This is a genomic window from Bacillus sp. CCNWLW194 (assembly GCF_037120585.1).
In the GTDB taxonomy this organism is placed as follows: Bacteria; Bacillota; Bacilli; order Bacillales; family Bacillaceae_G; genus Bacillus_A; species Bacillus_A basilensis.
Genome location: NZ_JBBBBL010000021.1, coordinates 57,949 through 76,401, shown reverse-complemented (window position 1 = coordinate 76,401; position 18,453 = coordinate 57,949). Strand labels below are relative to the sequence as shown.

Genomic DNA, 18,453 nt, shown 5'->3' with positions numbered 1-18,453 from the left:
CTTACATTTCTTTATACTGTGGTAAAACGATAGTGAAAACTGTCTCTTTATCGTTACTACGTACAGTGATATCTCCTTTATGAAGTTCTGCTATACTTCTCGCAATTGCAAGTCCCATTCCTTTTCCACCAGTATGAGAACTACGTGATTTTTCACCCCGATAAAACTTCTCAAAAACGTAAGGAAGGTTCTCATTCGGAATACATTGTCCAAAGTTTTTAATTTCTATTTCAACATTCATATCTCTTTTAGAAACTTGAATAAGAATCTCCTTTCCGTCTTTCCCGTACATAATACTATTACTAATTACATTTTCGAATAACCTCACCATAAGCGCTACATCCATTTCCACATGTAACTCCTTATCACCCTTAATACAAAAGCTCATATCAGCATCATCTAGTTGTGGCACAAAATCAATCATAATTTGTTCAATAAAAGCTTTCATATTTGCTACACTTTTATGTAATTCAATCTCTCTATAATTTATTTGACAATATTCTAATAAATCATCTACTTGATTTTTTAATTCATAACTCTTTCGCTTTAATATACTTACATACTGTTCACATTCTTCTCTATTTGAATGAAGCTGATTTCCTAACAGGTCCACGTAACCGATTAGAGATGTTACAGGAGTTCGTAAATCATGAGAAATATTACTAATCATTTCATTTTTCATTTCCTGTGATTTTTTTTCATTCTCGATAGCCTCTTTTAAACTTTTCACCATTCTATTAACATTCGTCGCTAATTCACCAATCTCGTCATGTTTTGAAATAGGTATATGTATTTCAAAATTACCATTACTTATTTCCTTCACATTCCTATTAATTTCAGATAATCTTTTCATCATTGTTTTTGTCATACATGCAAAATATGTCGTAGTAAAAATCAAAAAAACTATAAAATATAAAAATGAATACTTTTCCTCTAACGCAGTAACATGACTATATATATTTCCAATTAACATTTGAAACGCTATTATGCTTACAGTTGCTAACAAGATGCTACATATGAATGCAATAAAAAATTTAGCTCTAATGCCTTGTAATGATTTAATCTTCAATTTTATATCCGACTCCCCAAACATTTTGAATAAACTTCGGTTCTTTTGGATTCTCTTCAATTTTATTTCTCAATCTTGCGATATGAACCATTACTGTATTATTACTTTCATAGGCTCTTTCTTTCCAAACACTCTCATATATTTCTTCAATAGTAAACACACGATTCTTTGCAGCTGCCATTAAGTATAAAATATCATATTCAGTTTTCGTAAGATTGATTGTTTCTCCATATAACATTACTGTTCTAGACACTTCATCTATTTCTAACCCTCTAATGTTTATTTTCTTTTCTATTTCTTGGACAGCATTTTGATTGAAATATGTATACCTTCTTAATTGAGCTTTCACCCTCGCTATAAATTCAATTGTACTGAATGGCTTCACAATATAATCATCTGCTCCAGTACTAAATCCTATTACCTTATCCACGTCCGATGATTTTGCACTTAAAAACATAATTGGTAAACTATGTTTCTCTCTAATCCTTCTACACAATTCTATTCCATCCATTTGTGGCATCATAATATCCAAAATAGCAAGTTGAATTCTGTTATTATTTATTATTTCTAAAGCCTCTTCTCCGTTATAAGCACTAAAAACTTTAAAACCTTCTTGCATTAAATTCACATGAACAAATCGAACAATATCTTTATTATCATCTACAATTAAAATTGAGTATGTCTCCATATGTAAACCTCTTTTTGTAATTTATTCCACAATCAATTTTATCATATATCAAAACCATACTTCCCTCTTGAATAATCTTTATTTTCAGACTAAATTATATAATAACAACACATTCTAGTTTCAGAAGAAATGGAGTGAAAGTATGTTTCCTATATTGAAAACCGACCGACTCATTTTACGAGAACTTACCGAAGAAGATGCACCGAGTATACTACAATGCTTTTCTAATACTGATGTACTGCGCTACTATGGCCAAAAACCATTACAGGATGTTGATCAAGTGAAACAAGTCATTCATAACTTTAAGTTGAGTTACCATGCAAGGAGCGGTATAAAGTGGGGAATCGAATTAAAAGATAAGAAAGAACTCATTGGAACAATCGGATTTCATGATTGGTCTTCCGAGCATAAACGAGCTAATTTAAGTTATGCCTTTTTCCCTGAATACTGGGGAAAAGGATATGCGACTGAAGCTGTTTCTGAGGTTATATCATACGGTTTCCATACCATTCATTTAAAGCGTATCGGGGCCATTGTATTTCTTGAAAATGAGGCTTCCAATAAAGTTCTATTAAAATTAGGTTTTGAAAAAGAAGGAGTTCTAAAAAATTATATGTATCAAGATGATATCCCCTATGACACGAATTATTATTCTTTATTAAAATCGGTTTAATAGAATTCATGTGTAAAAAACTTGTTTCAGAACAACAGATATAGGTAGTAAATTTTTAATGAAGGATGCGAAGTACTATACATTATAAGACATTAAAAAAGGGATATGGGCAAGCTCTTACTCATGTCCCTTTTTTACGTTCTTTTTCTGTTTTCGCAATGCTTTTGGAATGTATACACAGAAAGGTTCGCTTTCCATGTAATCCCCCGTCATTGCATATGCTCTAGAACGAGATCCCCCACAAACATATCGAAACTCACAAACACCACACTTCCCCTTATACTTGTCAGGATTACGAATATTTTGAAAAACAGGGGAGTTTCGATAGATTTCAGCTAGCGATGTTGTTCTGATATTCCCGGTTTTAATCGGCAATAACCCACTTGGATATACATCTCCAATATGAGAAATAAATACAAAACCGTTTCCATCATTCACCCCTTTTGGAGCACGCCCAAGCCCATCAACTCGCCCAGTCGTCCCATTCATCAATACATCCTGATATTGAATGACCTGATTTTCCTTTTTATGTTCTTTCATTTTTTCTTGAATCACAACACGTCTATAGTGCTGACCAGCTGTTGTTTTAATATCAAAAGAAACCTTTTTACTAAGCTGATATAGCCAATGGAATACCCTTTCATGTTGGGCTGGTGAAATCATATCTTTTTCCTTACCTCGCCCTGTTGGAACTAAGAAAAATATACTCCAAAGTACACATTCTAATTCTTCTATTAACATTGCCATCTCTTCAAGTACATCCACATTATAATTAGAAACAACAGTATTAATTTGAATAGGAATTTTTAATTCATGCAAATAACGAATCGCATTCATCGTTAATTGAAATGAGCCTTCTGTCCCTCTAAAATGATCGTGTATTTCAGCTGTTGGTCCATCTAAACTAAATGCCCATCTAGCAAGTCCTACTTCTTTTGCTTTTTGAATCGTTTCTTTCGTAACGTTCGGAGTAGCGCTTGGCGTCATAGATACTCGAACACCTTTTTTCACTGCATATTCCGCAATATCATATACATCTGGACGCATTAATGGATCTCCACCAGTAAATACAAGCATTGGATTTTCCATTTCATATATATCATCGATTAGTTTTTTTCCTTCTCCGAATGTTAGCTCTAGAGGATGACGATGATACTGTGCTTCTGCACGACAATGCAGACATTTTAATTGACATGCTCTTGTCAACTCCCATATTACAATAAATGGATTTTTATTAAAATCACGATTCATCAAGATTAACCCCCCCATCAATTGATATTCTAATTGTAAAGTTATATATGTATTTATGGTGTGAGATGCATCACATATCATACTCTTCCTGCCCTGTTGTTGATCTAATGTCTCTACCTTCCTCTTCAACAATTACAGAATCTCTTTTTTTCAATATAAATACCCCTTTAGACTAAATTATCTAAAGGGGATAAAACTATACAACTTTTTATAAACATCGCGGCTTTCTTCAACACATCAAATTTAAATTAAGTTTTTTAAAATTGTATTTTTAAAGGTTTTCAACAGCATTACCTCTTTTCTAAAACCATAAAGAACGTACTATCTGGCAGCGCAACTGCATTCCCAGACTCATCTGTAAAATCGATTTTCTCGCTAAGATGATTTGTATATCCATCCTGCAAATAGTTCATAGCTTGAACAATGTTTACTTTATCTCCAAAAATCCCCTTTACGAAATCCTTATAGTCGTTTGGTGTAAAGATTCCAAACTGCTCCTGCACTTCATGAACGAAGGAGTCCTCGCCCCAAGTATACGTATATAAAAACTCCATTGCATCATTAACAGGCATTTTGACTGTATTGTCTGCAAGTACCTCATAATGGATTATACGCCCCTTAAATTCTTGGACATACTGCTCTAAGAACTTCATTCCGCCTGCATCTTTAAAATGAATCACCCGCATTAACCTTTTATCTTCGGTCATGATGCCATCACGAATGATAATACGACCTCCTGGCTTTAACACCTCATAGGCACTCTGCAACCCTTTTTTAATTACTTCATGATTGAATTTCTTACCTTCATACTCGATATAAGAGAACAGCTCATGAAGGATAGAAGAATATACAATCGTATCAACCGATTCTTTTTCAAACGAGCTGCTTAAGTTGATTGCATCCCCTTTAATGACGTCCCAAGAACGCCCCTCGTTCTGCTTCTTCTTTTTCAACGTATCAATCACGTTTTCGGAAATATCGATACCGTAGATTCGTTTATCCTCGTTCTCTTCTTCGATCATGTCTAACATGACACCACCACCGGCTCCGACATCTACAATCGTATCTCCCTTTATATAATCAAGAATAATTCGTTTATCATCAGCTGAGCTATTCATATGTCCCAGATACACTTCTTCGTTATGGAATCTATCATATGCATCCTTACGTAATCCGAAGAAATCAAACAGCAGCACATTTGCCCGAGCATGCATCATATCTATCTTTTCTGCCTCTACACAGAAGGTAATTAAAGCCTCACCTACAGCAGAAAACTGAAACGACACATACGCAGTCTTCATATCTTCATCGACTTTAACCTCAAAAGAAACATGTGTTGTATTCGGCTTCTCGTTCTCACGGTACTCCCGTAGATACTTCTCAATAACCCGCTTACGATACACATTGTCCTTTTTCTCGCCTTTGAAATCATAGTGCAACTGCTGCATCAATTTCTCGAAATGTATATGCTGAACCTTTCTAGTGCCTATCTCGTTCTTTAACATAACAAAAACTGTCCAAATATCCTCAAAGCTAAGAGCATGCATAGACGGTTCTACATACCACAAATCCTTATCGGATAAGAATGTTTGAACGTCACCCTTCTCGCTCCCCATAATTATATCTTTTTCAAATGCTGACTCCTTATGTTTTGGCGTGAGTCTATGTATACGAGAAGTAAATGGCTCCACATAACCATCAAATAGACCATCAATTGTAATCTTCACATCGTTCTTTACTTCACTCCACAAGGATTTTGATACGCCCTCAATAATACATTGGTTAAGATAGTATAGAATATCTTTTAACCTAACGTCCCCGTACTCTTCTTTATACGTGTTAATCAAATCAACATGAGAGCCCAAACGAGCCTCCCCGCGTATATACTGCCCGATTAATCCATGTGTTCTAATTAAATCTCGAACAAACAAATACTCAGTAGAGTTTAAATTTGTCTCTATACGTTCGTTAAACTGAATATCACTAAAGATATCAGCAGAACCCTCGTTATGTACCAATAGATTAATCCCGCTTTTCTTCCATTGCTCCCGCTGTTTTAAAGATCCTACCTTTGCAAGCTCACTATACGTTAGTACCCTTTCAATAATACGATACGCTTCTTCATCTAAAGGCAACCCATCTAACACTTGCAGCGTACGGTGTACATAGTACAACACCGCATCTGTTTTTAATGCACCAAGTACTTGTACATTCTCATAGTTTTGATGTATCTCCTCTGCCTCGATTAGATGCTTTAACCACGTAGGGAGAGCATCAGAAATCCCTTTAATGTATGTATTTAGAACTTCAATGTTTTTCAACTTATTTACCCCCATATATAATCAATATCTGTAGTTAGTTCTGAGACACCTTCTCCAAAAAGAGCGTCACCTTATGTCCCTCCCCCTAAATGCTACTACTTGCTTTTTACCATCTACACCTCTTTCAAATACAAATGCATCAAACCCAGTCTTTTTATTATGTAAAAGAGAGTTATCAATTTCGTTACTAACATGCCAAGGTTGTAACACATTCTTTTGTTTATCTCTTATTTTATCTTCATTAGGAATTTCGGAGGATCACTTCTTAAATTGATAAACGTATGTTGTAACAGAATCCACTGAAAATTGAAACGGCAAGCGGGTGCACTCCACTTGCCGTTTTTTCATAGCTTAGTATGTACTTGAATTTCTTTTGCTTTCTCTTTTTCACCCTTCACGCGTACAATTAAATCATATGATCCGGATTTTGGCGCTTCAAAAGAAAGCAAGCCTTCTTTTTGAGAAGTGACTTCTTCTTCATAAATAACCTTATCACCTTTTGTAACTTGCAATAAAATCGTACCTTCTTCAACGGCTGCTTCATAAGGGATTTCCACATTTCCTTTTTCAGCTTTAAGCGTTTGTACATCGTAATACCCTTGCAGGGAACCAATTTTCAAAGTCGTTTCGCCATTTTTTTGAACCTTTGTAACTTGTGTTGCTGTATTGCACGCGCTTAACAATACAACAAGAGTGAGGATCATAAATACACGTAGTGATTTCATAGAAATTCTCCTTTTTTATGTATATGAATTAAGATTCATTCTTTAACTATTTCAAAAATACCAACATCTTAAAAGAATCGCTGCTTTTCTTCAATTTCTTTTTTAAATAATTTTTGAAACTCTAATTCTGTTTCATTAATAAAACCAAGATGTAACACACTAGAAATATCTTCATAATTCAAAAAGAAATTGCACTCTGAAGAAATATTACCACGAGGGGAATAACAACATACATAATCCCATGTTTTTTTGTTTCAGAATCCATCCGTCTTCTTCCTTAAACCATTAATGGATGTTCCCAATCTTTAAACATTACAACAGATCCTATTGGAAGTAATTCTAACTCTAAATTTTGTCCCATCTTATTTCCCACCTCTTAAAATAGCTTTTTTTACAATAAAATAAGTTATAGAGAATAGTAAACAAGCTCCAATTGTACCGAAAGTTGCAATTGAAATTTTCCCTGCTAATGATTCATTTGGATCTAATGCATTAGGTAAAACTGTCCCAAAAATTGCAATGCAAGCTAATATAACCATAAAATATTTTAAATTTTTCACTTTCTTATTCATACTAATTTTCCCCTTTATTCCTTAACATTAACTTCTAAACCAAATCACCGATATCCCCAAATTAATATCCCTCCAAGTATTATACATACCAATTAATTCATATAGAAAAAGCCCCGTTCCAATCGAACACTTAAGCTCCCATTATTTTTTATAATACTCAAATAATTACAAACAAACTTCTCTATCAATTCATCTTAATACTCCAAATTACCTTTTAAGTATACCAAGGACAAAATATATAATCTAATATTTTTTTTATATAATTAAAAACAAACATAGTTACAGCAAGAGAATGCTTGTATGCTGATTTGTACTGCATTCCCTTATTCCATGTATGCTATATTTCTATTCTTCTTCCGATATTAAAACCCTATAAAGAATAGCAACCATATTCAAGTAACTTCTTATGAATACGTACCTACAATTTTGCATTTATCTTCTTTATATACCGGGAACACTACCAAAGGATTTCCCTGCCCCTCTGTAAAAAACCTTACTTTTAAAAAGTAAGGTTTTTTGTATTTATTCATTAGCGATATAAGCATTCTTATAAGTATAAACACCACCAAATTGATGCTTTTCAATTCCCTTTACGTAATCCTTTTGTACATATGCTGAACCAATATGATACAGCGGTGCTACAGCTGCATCTTCTAATAATATCTGCTCAGCTTCTAGCAATGCTCCCCATCGCTTCTCTGGTTCTAGTACAAAATCAGTTTTCGCTTTCTTTATTAATTCATCGAAACGAGAATTAGAGTAATTCATTTTATTATTCTGATTACCCGTCGTAAATAGCTCTAAATAACTAATTGGGTCTTTATAGTCAGGTCCCCAATTTGCCATAGTTATATCGTAATCACCTGTTTGTTCTAACTGTAATTTTTGCTTAAATGGCTGTTGTTTAATTTGTATCGTTAATCCATGCAAATTCTTTTCTAAATCACCTTTTATATATTCTGCCATACGTTTTGCATTATCTTGTTCAAATGTTAAAAACTCGAAGTTTACTTGCTCTACTCCAAGTTCTTTTTTCGCTTCTTCCCAAATCTTTTTCGCATTTTGTAAATCGTATGAAGAAAGATCTCCGTTTTCTTTTCTAAAATCTTTACCAGTCTCTTCATTTACATGACCAACTGGTACAAGTCCGCTTGCAGATTTTGCCCCGTTATTAATAAAGTGAGCAACGAAGTCCTCTTTATTTAACGCTAATGAAATAGATTGACGTACCTTTTTATTTGCTAATGCATTATTTTTTTCATTAAAACGTAGCATAGCAATTCCAGGATCACTCGACATATGTAATTCCTTATTCCCTTTATACTTGTCTACAAATTGAGAATTAATAGGCACCCGGTCCAAATTACCAGCTTCGTATAAATTAACAGCCGTCATTGTATCTTTTACAATTTGAAAATTTATTTCATCTAATTTCACTTTCTTTTGATCCCAATATGTAGCATTCTTCTTTAGTTGAAACTCTTGTTCATGCTTCCATTTTTCTAATACAAATGGGCCATTATATATGAGATTACTAGATTCCAATGCATAATTCTTTCCTTGTTCTTTCAGAAATGATTCATGCTGTGGTAAGTATATAGGTAGTGCTAACAACTGTAAAAAATAAGGAATTGGCTGTTCTAGTTCAACCTCTAACTTATAATCATTTATAACCGTAACCCCAAGTTCATCAAGAGGCATCGTTCCCTTATTGATCTCTTTCGCATTTTTCACATAAAAGAGCATGGACGCATATTGAGACGCTGTTTCAGGGGTAATTGCACGTTTCCATGCAAACATAAAATCATTTGCTGTTACATTGTCACCATTTGACCATTTTGCATCTTTACGCAAATCAAATGTATATTTTTTACCATCTTCACTTCTTTTAAACGATTTTGCTACCGCTGGAATAGGCTGATCTTGATCATCTAATACATACAACCCTTCAAATATGTTTTGCATAACGTGCGCTGACGTACCATCCATCGTTTTCGCAGTATCAAGAGAAGGAATTTCTTCTGATACTGTTACATTTAATACTTGTTTTTTTGCCTCTGCATCACTTTTATTTTCCTTATTATTACAAGCTGTTAATAATAAAGATGTAACAAGTGCCATTACCATTAAATGGCTCTTTTTTAGCTTCATGAATTGTTCTCCTTAAATATAAAATATTATAAAGCGTAATATATTATAGCAGAAATACTAACAGAAAGATGCGACATTCTTTTGAATATTTATTCGTTCAAGAAAAAAGCTACCTGTCTAAAAAGGATAGCTAAAGATTGAATGTATAATCTGCGCTGTAAGCTCAAGTATTTATAACAAATCTCCTATTGTATACCTCCCTTTTTGCTTTAACTTTTCTTCTGTTTCATATAAATCCCCCCATAATTAACTTAATAGGCGTATAGGGTACAGTTTGGTTGGGATATCTTCGTATCTCCATTCAGCAATGCCGTTTTGTTTTTTGGAATCCAGGTCAAGTTATACACTTAAGGATTTTGTAAGAATCAAGTAAGAAAAACGAGAACTTTGTTTCGTATAGTCAAAATATAATGCGAAGGAAGAAAGAGAGATTAGGAGTTGCTAGAGCGATTACGACAAAACCAGAACTGTTGGTTTTAGATGAACATATCAATGGTTTAGACGTTTTTACAACAGAACCTTAATTATCATACCTGTTTTTTACCATCACATATTGGAGGTTAAAACATGAATAAAAAAAAGAAAATACAAAAATCAGTACTTTCCTTTACCCTACTCTTTTCTTTAGGTATTTCATCTTTTCCGCTTACAACAACAGCTATTCACGCAGATACACGTGAGAAACAACCTGTAGAAAAGAAACGAGTCTCTTTAACAGAGCGTACATCATTATTTCTTGAATATCTCCAGCAAGGTAAGTATGCAGAGGCACTTCAGTTAACGTCTGCTGCTTTTCAATCCAAGTTTACAGCAAACACATTACAAAACTGGTGGATACAAAGTGGCTGGAGCGGGATAAAAAGCATGGAACCCCCCTTGATAAAAGAACGAAACCTGGTCCATCAGACGGTGGAAATTTCAGGAACTATTGAAGGAACTACCATACCATTACTCCTTAAATTCACACCTGGCGGGAAAGTAGATGAAGTTGGGGTAAGGACGCCTCCGGAATCTTATATTATCCCGCATCCTAGATATGATCAACCTGCTTCCTATCAAGAACGTGAAATCGTCATTGGAAATTCTACCTATCCGTTACCAGCCTCATTAACAGTTCCAAAACATAAGCCTGGTGAAAAGGTACCCGTAGTTGTTCTTGTTCATGGTGCTGGCATCCATGATCGCGATAGTACATATCTGGGAACAAAAATCTTACGAGACCTTGCGGTGGGCCTTTCATCCAACGGAATTGCAGTGTTGCGCTATGAAAAACGCACCTTAGCACACACATTAAAGATGAGTGCAGAACCTGTTACGTTAGACCGTGATACTACAGATGATGCCATACATGCAGCAAAATCAGCAGCGCAGCAGGAAGGCATTGATCCAAATAACATTTTCATTCTTGGACATAGTCTAGGAGCTGGCGCAATGCCGCGTATACTAAGCAAATCACCTTCCTCACTTGTTAGAGGAAGTATCTTACTCGCACCACCTGCACGCCCATTGACTGACATTGCCATTGATCAGAATCAATACCTAGGGGCACCAAAGGAAGTAATCGATGAACTAAAAAGACAGGTCGCTTTTATCCAAGATCCTACTTTCAATCCTGACCATCCTCCATCTGGCTACAATTTTGGGTCGCCTCATTTTATGTATGATGTTTCTAGGTGGCGTCCAGTTGAAGAGGCAAGATCACGAAAAGAGCCTTTACTGATTCTGCAAGGAGCACGCGATTATCAAGTAACAGTAAAAAATGAATATACAAAATGGCAGGAAGGGCTTTCAAACCGCAGGAATGTTCAGTTCAATGAATACCCAAAATTGAATCATTTCTTCACGGAGGGTGATGGGGAATTAAGTCTTCCTAGTGAATATGAAATCCCTGCTAATGTTCCTGAGTACGTCATCCAGGACATTATTAAATGGGTCAACGAGACAAAAAATAAGTAGCATCAAAATACTTCATATAATCATTATTACGTAAAGGGTTTTTTGAAACTAGTGATTTTATCTAAATCATTCTCTTCTGTTTTATTAATCAACACTGATAAAAAATCTATCCTTTCCCTCTTTTTATCAATGTCGACACATAAAAAAAGTTCACACACAAAAACAGGATGTGGAGAAGACTTTCTCCACATCCTAAAAATACCTATCTTTGCAAACCTCGTTTATATCGACTTGCTTCAAATATAATACGCTCTTCATCTAACGTTTTACATTCGCCATTCCAAACGACACGTTTTCCGTTAATAATTACATCGCTTATATCTTTTCCACTTGCAGCATATACAAGGTGTGATAACACTTCATCCGCTGGTTGTAAATGCGGCTTATTAGATGGGTCAATCGTAATAAAATCAGCACACTTTCCAACCTCAAGTGATCCTGTTTGTTTCATACCGATTACTTCAGCAGCTCCTTTAGTCGCAAGTGAAAGGGCTGTTTCAACCGGTAACGCTGTTGCGTCTTGGTGAATACCTTTTTGTAATAATGTTGCTATGCGCATTTCTTCAAACATATCTAAATTGTTGTTAGATGCCACACTATCTGTTGCAATTCCTACTTTCATTCCTGCTTCTAGCATCGCTTTTACATTCGCTATACCAGATCCTAGTTTTAAATTACTATTCGGATTATGAGCTACTCGAACATCATTTTCTGCTAAAAATGCACGCTCATCTTCATTTAATACTACACCGTGTGCAATAACTGTTGGTCGTTTAAACAACCCGCAACTTGCCGCATACTCTACTGGACGTTTTCCATATTGTGCTTCAATATCACGTACTTCACGCTCTGTTTCCGAAAGGTGAATATGAACCATCGTTTGATTTTCTACTGCAATACGTGCACACTCTTCTAACAGTTCTGTACTGCATGTATATGGACTATGTGGTGCAACCATCGTAGTTAACATACCACTTTCGTTATAGTAACGCTTCACATATTTCTCAGCTTCTTCAATTGCTTTCTTTTCATCTTCTTTCGTTCCAAAGCTAAATAAAGTTCTTGAAACAGCAGCTCGCATTCCGCTCTTTGATACCGTTTCCATAATTGCATCTTGATCTACTCCAATTGGATTAAACATATCAGAGAATGCTGTTGTACCACTTTTCACCATTTCAAGTAATCCTAATTCCGTACTAGCGACCGCAAGCTCTGGAGTAAATTGACTTTCAAGTGGCCAAATTCTCGTCTCAAGCCACGGCTGTAATAACATATCGTCGCCAATACCTCTTAAGAGACTCATTACAACGTGTGTATGTGTATTTACAAGCCCTGGTAAAACCCACTTTCCTTTCATGTCAATTACTTCATCTACTTCAAAATTATTAGCAAATTCCCCGCTATTTACATCTATAATTTGATCATTTTCTACAATGATATATCCATTTTCTATCACTTCATTTTGTTCATTCATCGTTACGATTGTAGCGTTTACATAAGTTGTTTTCAAAAGTATTTCCCCTTTCAACTCTATGAAGTTCCCTTTAATAAGTTACCACCATTATAGTAACTTATTAAAGATTAAGAGTCAAAAGATAATTTGAATTCTTTCGTTATCTTTTTCTTCAAAATGCTATATTGTTTTTCATTTGTATCTGCAAATGCTTCTTCTCGCTTTGATTCTACATCCGTATAATTCAGTTTTTCATTAAATTGAGCCTCTGTAAAATCAAAGCGCTGACCATCTATACAGTTATAAAAGTGCCACGCCTCTCTTACTTTTGTCTTTTTAATCTCTCCTCCGTATATGTCTTGAGCGACTAGAGCTGTAACACCACATTGTCCCTTTGCTGGATTCTCAATTGTCCACTTTGAGCTTGTTTCAATCGACCACGATCTTATTAGTGCTTCACATATTTGCTTTCTCTTTACATTATCCATTCTCATCTTCTCCTGCTATTAATAGTTTTACACATCATATTTCAAAAGAGGCAGTAAACGACCCTTAAAAACAGTGGATGGTGTCTCTCCTATTAACTCTGCTCCCATTTTCAAGTAATATCCTTTTGCATTTGGATCACTATCAATCGTAAAACTTTTTAACCCTAGTTCATTTGCTTTTTCTATTACAAACTCCCAAAGTTTTTTCCCGTAGCCCTTCCCTTTGTAACGAGGATGAATGTATAGGAAATCGAGAGCTTTATCATTGCGTAAAAATGAGAAAAAACCAATCTTCGTATTATCATTTTCTAAAACATATACAAAATTATTATTTATATACTCTTCTGTAATTGTTAAATCTTCCTTACAAGCAAGTATGAATTCTTCGCTATAATTCCACGTTGCTTTTGAATGTAGTGCGAGTTCACTTAATTCATTTGCTTCACTAAATAACGCTTCTCTTATCTTCATGATTCTTTCTCCCCACCTTCGATATGTAAACTACTAAATTGATTCGGAAAGCACTTCAAAAAACCTTTTATTTTTATAAATTAGAGATTACTTTTATAAATCTTTATTATAATCAGTACGGTTTGTAACAATTTTTTTAAAGAAAAAGAACGCCATCTCTGAAAATTGGCGTTCTCTTTTTCTAAATTTCATCTTCAAACTCAGTCTTTCGTTTTTCTATTTCTTACGATACACACCTATACAGTTTCTACTACTGCTTCGAGCATCGTTCCATTTTTAGCATAATTCGTATGCCAAGAAAAAGCTTTCTCTAAAATATGAGGAGTTTGTCCGCCTCTTGTTTTTGCTTCCTTGTAATAAGCTCGTAGCTGATCACGATACATTGGATGTGCACAATTCTCAATAATGAGTTCCACTCTTTCACTTGGCGCAAGTCCTCTTAAGTCAGCAAACCCTTGTTCAGTGACAATAACATCTACATCATGTTCCGTATGATCTACATGAGAAACGAAAGGAACGATACTTGAAATGTTACCACCTTTCGCAATCGATTTAGTAACAAAGATAGCTAGACGGGCATTTCTTGCAAAGTCACCAGAACCACCGATACCGTTCATCATTTTTATACCTAAAACATGAGTAGAGTTTACATTTCCATATATATCTAATTCTAAAGCAGTATTAATCGAGATTAATCCAAGGCGACGAATGATTTCAGGGTGATTTGAAATCTCTTGTGGGCGCATCATTAATTTGTGACGATATTTTTCAAAGTTAGAAAATACTTTTTGCATTTTCTCCTCAGAAAGTGTGATTGAACAGCATGAAGCAAAATTGACTTTTCCAGCATCCATAAGATCAAATACCGCATCCTGTAAAACCTCAGAATACACTTCTAAATCTTCAAACTCGGAATCTAACATTCCATGAAGAACTGCATTAGCCACTGAACCAATTCCCGATTGTAACGGTGCTAAACGATTTGTTAATCGGCCCACTTTTACTTCTTCTCGAAGGAACTCTATTAAATGCTGTGCCATAATAACAGTTTCTTCGTCCGGAGGAACAATTGTTGATGGCGAGTCTAGTTGGTTCGTAAACACAATCCCCTTCACCTTTTCAGCATCGATAGGAATACCAATCGTTCCAATTCGATCATTCGTTTTCACAATTGGAATTGGAAGCCTTTCTCCTTGTTTACCTGGTTCATATAAATCATGTAGTCCTTCTAGCTGCGCGGATTGTGCCATATTCATTTCAATAATGATAGACTTAGCATTTAAAGAAAACGCTAAAGAATTTCCTATTGAAGTCGTTGGAATAATCATGCCGTCCTCAGTAATCGCAACCGCTTCCAAAATAGCAAAATCTACATCCATAACGTCAGCGCGAAGTAACTCTGCTGTATGAGACAAGTGCTGATCCACAAATAAAAAGTCTCCATTATTAATCCCTTTTCGCATAGTCGCATCTGCTTGGAAAGGCAATCTTTTCCCTAAAATTCCTGCTTCCGCAAATAATTTATCTACATCAGAACCTAAAGAGGCACCAGTATACACATTTACTTTAAAAGATTTATCATTCTTAACTCGGTTTACAAGCGCAAATGGGACTGCTTTCACATCACCTGCACGTGTAAACCCACTTAAGCCTAAAGTCATTCCACTTTCAATCCATGAAGCTGCTTCTTCAGGTGTAACTACGTGATCTTTCAGACGTTGATCCCTAATTCTATCCAAATTATTCTCCATATGTAATCCCTCTCCCTGTGAATATTCATAATTATTTTACACTTTAACAGTATCCAAATAGGGATTTCAGTATACAATGCCGAAAATTCAGATAAAACAGCGAATCTAGGTTCTAAAGCAGAATAATTTAGAATCCTAGAAGCTTACGAAAATAACTGGCGTATGATTGACTAACTGGTACCCTCTCTCCGTTATCCATCGAAAGTACAAAAGTAGAATGCGTATCAGGATATATCGCTTTAATATGATTTACATTTACAATAAAGGAACGGTGGCATCTAATAAATGAATCTTTCGGAAGCAAGTATTCGAATTCTTGTAGCGAGTATTTATGTGTTCCTGTTAACTCTTCTGTATTCACATACGTCTTTTTATCTTTCGCCTCTAAATACATGACCTTTGAAAATGGAACCGGAATCCAGCCATCTGTTGTTTTTAAAGTAACGACTGACTTTCCATCCGATAAAGCTGGATAAATAGCCGTCACGCACCCTTCAAGCTTTCCATTGTTTGAAAATGGTACGGCCATCCCATGATAAGGAATACCAAAAACATCCCGATTAATAAACTCAGAAGTTTTTTGGTTCGTCACCATTGCTTTATGAGCAATCGTTCCTTCCTTAATAGGATCCCCGGTGCTTATCTTTAAATCAATTCGTTTACTTGGCCGATAGTATATATATTCTTTCGTATTTGATACAGCAATTGAAATTTCATCTGAAAATAATTCCCCAACAACATCTAGTAGTAAACCTAATGTTTTATCTTCCATTCTATTAACACCTCATTCACTATTATACTACTATTATGAATAGACAGCTGTTGCCGTGTATAAAAAATGTGATTAGAAGTTCATCTTATAATATCGCAACTACAACTTTCAAAGCTATATCACATTTTAAAAATAGTTTCCTCAACTATTACTCCATTACCTTAAAAAACCTCACTTCAAAAAGTGAGGTTTCTTCTCATACGATATTTCTTTACTGTTTCACTAATGCTAATAACTTCTTAACAAAATGAATGGAATGATGAGAAGCAGAAACACAATTATCTTCAAACACTTCTATGCCAGACGCTTCTTCTGTATCTGTTATTGATCTCACTGCTAAAAACGGAATTGTATTTGCATAACAGACGTGAGCTATACTTGCAGTTTCCATATCTACACAAAGTGGATTGTATTTAGAGATTATTTCTGTACGGCCGCTTTCACTAATAAACGCCTCCCCAGTAACAACTTTTCCAAAATAAATATTTTGGGTAAATTGAGTGTTCTCAATCACTTCACGGCTCAATTCAAGAAGTGTACTATCTGTATTAAAGTACACACTTTCCATCCATGGATGATATTCAGTTAAGATCTCTTCATCAACATCGTGATATGCTATTTCTGTTGAAATTACTGTATCTCCAATTTTCAATACTTTATCAATCGCTCCTGCAACACCTGTTACAATAATATGAGTTACATCAAACTTATCGATTAATATTTGAGTTGCAATAGCTGCGTTAACTTTACATACACCACAATACAATGCAACAACTTCCACATTTTCATATTTCCCACTATGAAACGTTAACATCGCAAGGTTCGTTATTTCCTTATTAGTCATCTCTTCAATAAATGGCATAATTTCATCTTCTGATGGGCCGATAATTCCAAATTTCATATATTCATCTCCTTGAAACTATTTCTATATTTGTTTGAAGCAATTAAAAAAAACACTTTGTCCTTATCTCTAACGAATATATAAATACAAGCCCAAACTACAAACAGTTTGAGCTTAACTTTCTTATCTACTATGCGCATCTAACCACGAAAGCAAATCTTTAAATACTTCATCTCTATTCACTTCATGGAACATTTCATGTCTTCCATTTTCATACAAACGTAGTGTCACGTCTTTCACACCACATTTTTTATAGTTTTCATATACTTCTTTTACGCCTTTCCCCATATCTCCAACAGGATCACGGTCTCCAGAGAATATATGTATTGGAAGATTGCTTGGCGTCTTCTTGTATTCTTCTAGTTTATTTACTTCTAATACACCAGAAAATAATTCTCGATAGAAACTCGTCGTACAAATGAATCCACATAACGGATCCGCAATATATTTATCAACTTGATTATTATCTGAAGATAACCAATCAAAACTTGTACGATTTGGCTTAAAGTTCGAATTAAAGTTTCCGAAAGATAAAAAGTTTAACATCGGACTTTTCGTTTTTGCCCCGCGTAATTTCATTTCGATTGTTGCTACTTTATGACCAATGACTCCTAAAAATCCTGGACTCCCACCAGTTCCTGAAATAAGAAAACCATCATATAATTCGCCTCGAAGTTGCACTGCTCGTCTTGATAGAAAAGACCCCATACTATGACCAAGTATAAATAGTGGACATGTCTGCTCTTCTTTTATCATTTCCGAAACAAAGACCACATCAGACACAGCCTGATTCCATCCTATATCCGGTTCAAAATGACCATAATCTTCTTCTCTTTTTACTGTTTTCCCATGACCTTTATGATCATGCGCATAAACCCCATACCCTGCTTCTAATAACGCATCAATAAAGTCAGTATAAACACCTGCATGCTCTGTCATACCATGTGCAATTTGAATAATCCCTCGCGGATCTCCTTCTGGTAACCACTTGCGTAGATAAATTTCCGATCCATCCAATGCCGTAACGAAACTTTCCTGTACGTTCATTTCGTCAGCCCCCAAATCTTTTATGTATCTATTAAAAAAATGAATATACATTCATTTTTCTTATTATGTATTATATGCAATTGCTTTCATTATGACAAATGCCGCACTTTATCGATTAGCTGTCAAACTATTATGTTGACGAATAGGAAATAAAATTATATAGT

Annotated in this window: 16 protein-coding genes and 2 pseudogenes; 3 read left to right on the top strand and 15 right to left on the bottom strand. The window is 34.9% G+C overall.

Going from position 1 to position 18,453, the window contains the following annotated elements:
- Position 1 precedes the first annotated feature (1 nt).
- Together V7S50_RS29900 and V7S50_RS29895 are read right to left on the bottom strand one after the other, a co-directional pair.
- The gene (locus tag V7S50_RS29900; protein ID WP_242251451.1) at positions 2–1,069 is read right to left on the bottom strand and encodes a HAMP domain-containing sensor histidine kinase; all 1,068 of its coding nucleotides are present in this window, start codon (positions 1,067–1,069) and stop codon (positions 2–4) included.
- Positions 1,059–1,757 (bottom strand): response regulator transcription factor, encoded by a 699-nt coding sequence (locus V7S50_RS29895; RefSeq protein WP_242251450.1) that lies wholly within the window; start codon positions 1,755–1,757, stop codon positions 1,059–1,061. Before V7S50_RS29895 ends, V7S50_RS29900 begins: the two co-directional genes overlap by 11 nt.
- 142 nt (positions 1,758–1,899) lie before the next feature.
- On the opposite strand from V7S50_RS29895, the gene V7S50_RS29890 reads away from it, so the two are divergent.
- Entirely contained in the window at positions 1,900–2,430 is a 531-nt protein-coding gene (locus V7S50_RS29890) for a GNAT family N-acetyltransferase (RefSeq protein ID WP_063224275.1), read from the top strand.
- 117 nt (positions 2,431–2,547) lie between these two features.
- Here the strand turns inward: V7S50_RS29890 and V7S50_RS29885 are convergent, their stop codons facing one another.
- The 6 genes and pseudogenes from V7S50_RS29885 to V7S50_RS29860 all read right to left on the bottom strand — a co-directional run bounded on the left by V7S50_RS29885 (position 2,548) and on the right by V7S50_RS29860 (position 9,450).
- The gene (locus tag V7S50_RS29885) at positions 2,548–3,681 is read right to left on the bottom strand and encodes a TIGR04053 family radical SAM/SPASM domain-containing protein (RefSeq protein ID WP_242251449.1); all 1,134 of its coding nucleotides are present in this window, start codon (positions 3,679–3,681) and stop codon (positions 2,548–2,550) included.
- 290 nt (positions 3,682–3,971) lie between these two features.
- Positions 3,972–6,002 (bottom strand): class I SAM-dependent methyltransferase, encoded by a 2,031-nt coding sequence (locus V7S50_RS29880; protein WP_242251448.1) that lies wholly within the window; start codon positions 6,000–6,002, stop codon positions 3,972–3,974.
- A gap of 344 nt (positions 6,003–6,346) precedes the next feature.
- On the bottom strand, positions 6,347–6,727 hold the full coding sequence (locus V7S50_RS29875) for a BA_1872 family lipoprotein (RefSeq protein ID WP_063224278.1): 381 nt from the start codon (positions 6,725–6,727) through the stop codon (positions 6,347–6,349).
- Between the two features lie 68 nt (positions 6,728–6,795).
- Positions 6,796–7,088 (bottom strand): annotated as a pseudogene (locus tag V7S50_RS29870) (DUF4176 domain-containing protein).
- A gap of 1 nt (position 7,089) precedes the next feature.
- Positions 7,090–7,299, bottom strand: a complete 210-nt coding sequence (locus V7S50_RS29865; protein ID WP_063224279.1) for a hypothetical protein — start codon at positions 7,297–7,299, stop codon at positions 7,090–7,092.
- A gap of 522 nt (positions 7,300–7,821) precedes the next feature.
- Entirely contained in the window at positions 7,822–9,450 is a 1,629-nt protein-coding gene (locus V7S50_RS29860) for a peptide ABC transporter substrate-binding protein (protein WP_242251447.1), read from the bottom strand.
- A 422-nt stretch (positions 9,451–9,872) separates the two neighbouring features.
- On the opposite strand from V7S50_RS29860, the pseudogene V7S50_RS34195 reads away from it, so the two are divergent.
- Positions 9,873–9,953: pseudogene (locus tag V7S50_RS34195) on the top strand (hypothetical protein); the annotation flags it as partial.
- A gap of 64 nt (positions 9,954–10,017) precedes the next feature.
- Entirely contained in the window at positions 10,018–11,406 is a 1,389-nt protein-coding gene (locus V7S50_RS29855) for an alpha/beta hydrolase (protein ID WP_242251446.1), read from the top strand.
- A 202-nt stretch (positions 11,407–11,608) separates the two neighbouring features.
- Here the strand turns inward: V7S50_RS29855 and V7S50_RS29850 are convergent, their stop codons facing one another.
- The 7 genes from V7S50_RS29850 to V7S50_RS29820 form a co-directional block, all read right to left on the bottom strand.
- Positions 11,609–12,934, bottom strand: a complete 1,326-nt coding sequence (locus V7S50_RS29850) for a bifunctional S-methyl-5'-thioadenosine deaminase/S-adenosylhomocysteine deaminase (RefSeq protein ID WP_242251444.1) — start codon at positions 12,932–12,934, stop codon at positions 11,609–11,611.
- 53 nt (positions 12,935–12,987) lie between these two features.
- Positions 12,988–13,347 carry a YunG family protein gene (locus tag V7S50_RS29845; RefSeq protein ID WP_242251442.1) on the bottom strand — a complete coding sequence of 120 codons (360 nt, stop codon included), beginning with the start codon at positions 13,345–13,347 and terminating at the stop codon, positions 12,988–12,990.
- A 27-nt stretch (positions 13,348–13,374) separates the two neighbouring features.
- Complete coding sequence (locus V7S50_RS29840) at positions 13,375–13,818, bottom strand: GNAT family N-acetyltransferase (protein WP_242251440.1); 444 nt, start codon at positions 13,816–13,818, stop codon at positions 13,375–13,377.
- Positions 13,819–14,054: 236 nt separating this feature from the next.
- The gene (locus tag V7S50_RS29835) at positions 14,055–15,569 is read right to left on the bottom strand and encodes a succinate CoA transferase (protein ID WP_242251438.1); all 1,515 of its coding nucleotides are present in this window, start codon (positions 15,567–15,569) and stop codon (positions 14,055–14,057) included.
- Positions 15,570–15,696: 127 nt separating this feature from the next.
- Positions 15,697–16,341 carry a LytTR family DNA-binding domain-containing protein gene (locus V7S50_RS29830; RefSeq protein ID WP_242251437.1) on the bottom strand — a complete coding sequence of 215 codons (645 nt, stop codon included), beginning with the start codon at positions 16,339–16,341 and terminating at the stop codon, positions 15,697–15,699.
- 211 nt (positions 16,342–16,552) lie between these two features.
- Positions 16,553–17,242, bottom strand: a complete 690-nt coding sequence (locus V7S50_RS29825; RefSeq protein ID WP_242251436.1) for a 5'-methylthioadenosine/adenosylhomocysteine nucleosidase — start codon at positions 17,240–17,242, stop codon at positions 16,553–16,555.
- Between the two features lie 123 nt (positions 17,243–17,365).
- Entirely contained in the window at positions 17,366–18,289 is a 924-nt protein-coding gene (locus V7S50_RS29820; protein ID WP_242251435.1) for an alpha/beta hydrolase, read from the bottom strand.
- Positions 18,290–18,453: the final 164 nt, after the last annotated feature.

What these genes read in the sequence shown, in the direction of transcription:
- V7S50_RS29895 (WP_242251450.1), bottom strand. Translation starts at nt 1,757, where the DNA reads ATGGAGACATACTCAATTTTAATTGTAGATGATAATAAAGATATTGTT.
- V7S50_RS29890 (WP_063224275.1), top strand. Translation starts at nt 1,900, where the DNA reads ATGTTTCCTATATTGAAAACCGACCGACTCATTTTACGAGAACTTACC.
- V7S50_RS29885 (WP_242251449.1), bottom strand. Translation starts at nt 3,681, where the DNA reads ATGAATCGTGATTTTAATAAAAATCCATTTATTGTAATATGGGAGTTG.
- V7S50_RS29875 (WP_063224278.1), bottom strand. Translation starts at nt 6,727, where the DNA reads ATGAAATCACTACGTGTATTTATGATCCTCACTCTTGTTGTATTGTTA.
- V7S50_RS29865 (WP_063224279.1), bottom strand. Translation starts at nt 7,299, where the DNA reads ATGAATAAGAAAGTGAAAAATTTAAAATATTTTATGGTTATATTAGCT.
- V7S50_RS29860 (WP_242251447.1), bottom strand. Translation starts at nt 9,450, where the DNA reads ATGAAGCTAAAAAAGAGCCATTTAATGGTAATGGCACTTGTTACATCT.
- V7S50_RS29855 (WP_242251446.1), top strand. Translation starts at nt 10,018, where the DNA reads ATGAATAAAAAAAAGAAAATACAAAAATCAGTACTTTCCTTTACCCTA.
- V7S50_RS29845 (WP_242251442.1), bottom strand. Translation starts at nt 13,347, where the DNA reads ATGGATAATGTAAAGAGAAAGCAAATATGTGAAGCACTAATAAGATCG.
- V7S50_RS29840 (WP_242251440.1), bottom strand. Translation starts at nt 13,818, where the DNA reads ATGAAGATAAGAGAAGCGTTATTTAGTGAAGCAAATGAATTAAGTGAA.
- V7S50_RS29835 (WP_242251438.1), bottom strand. Translation starts at nt 15,569, where the DNA reads ATGGAGAATAATTTGGATAGAATTAGGGATCAACGTCTGAAAGATCAC.
- V7S50_RS29830 (WP_242251437.1), bottom strand. Translation starts at nt 16,341, where the DNA reads ATGGAAGATAAAACATTAGGTTTACTACTAGATGTTGTTGGGGAATTA.
- V7S50_RS29825 (WP_242251436.1), bottom strand. Translation starts at nt 17,242, where the DNA reads ATGAAATTTGGAATTATCGGCCCATCAGAAGATGAAATTATGCCATTT.
- V7S50_RS29820 (WP_242251435.1), bottom strand. Translation starts at nt 18,289, where the DNA reads ATGAACGTACAGGAAAGTTTCGTTACGGCATTGGATGGATCGGAAATT.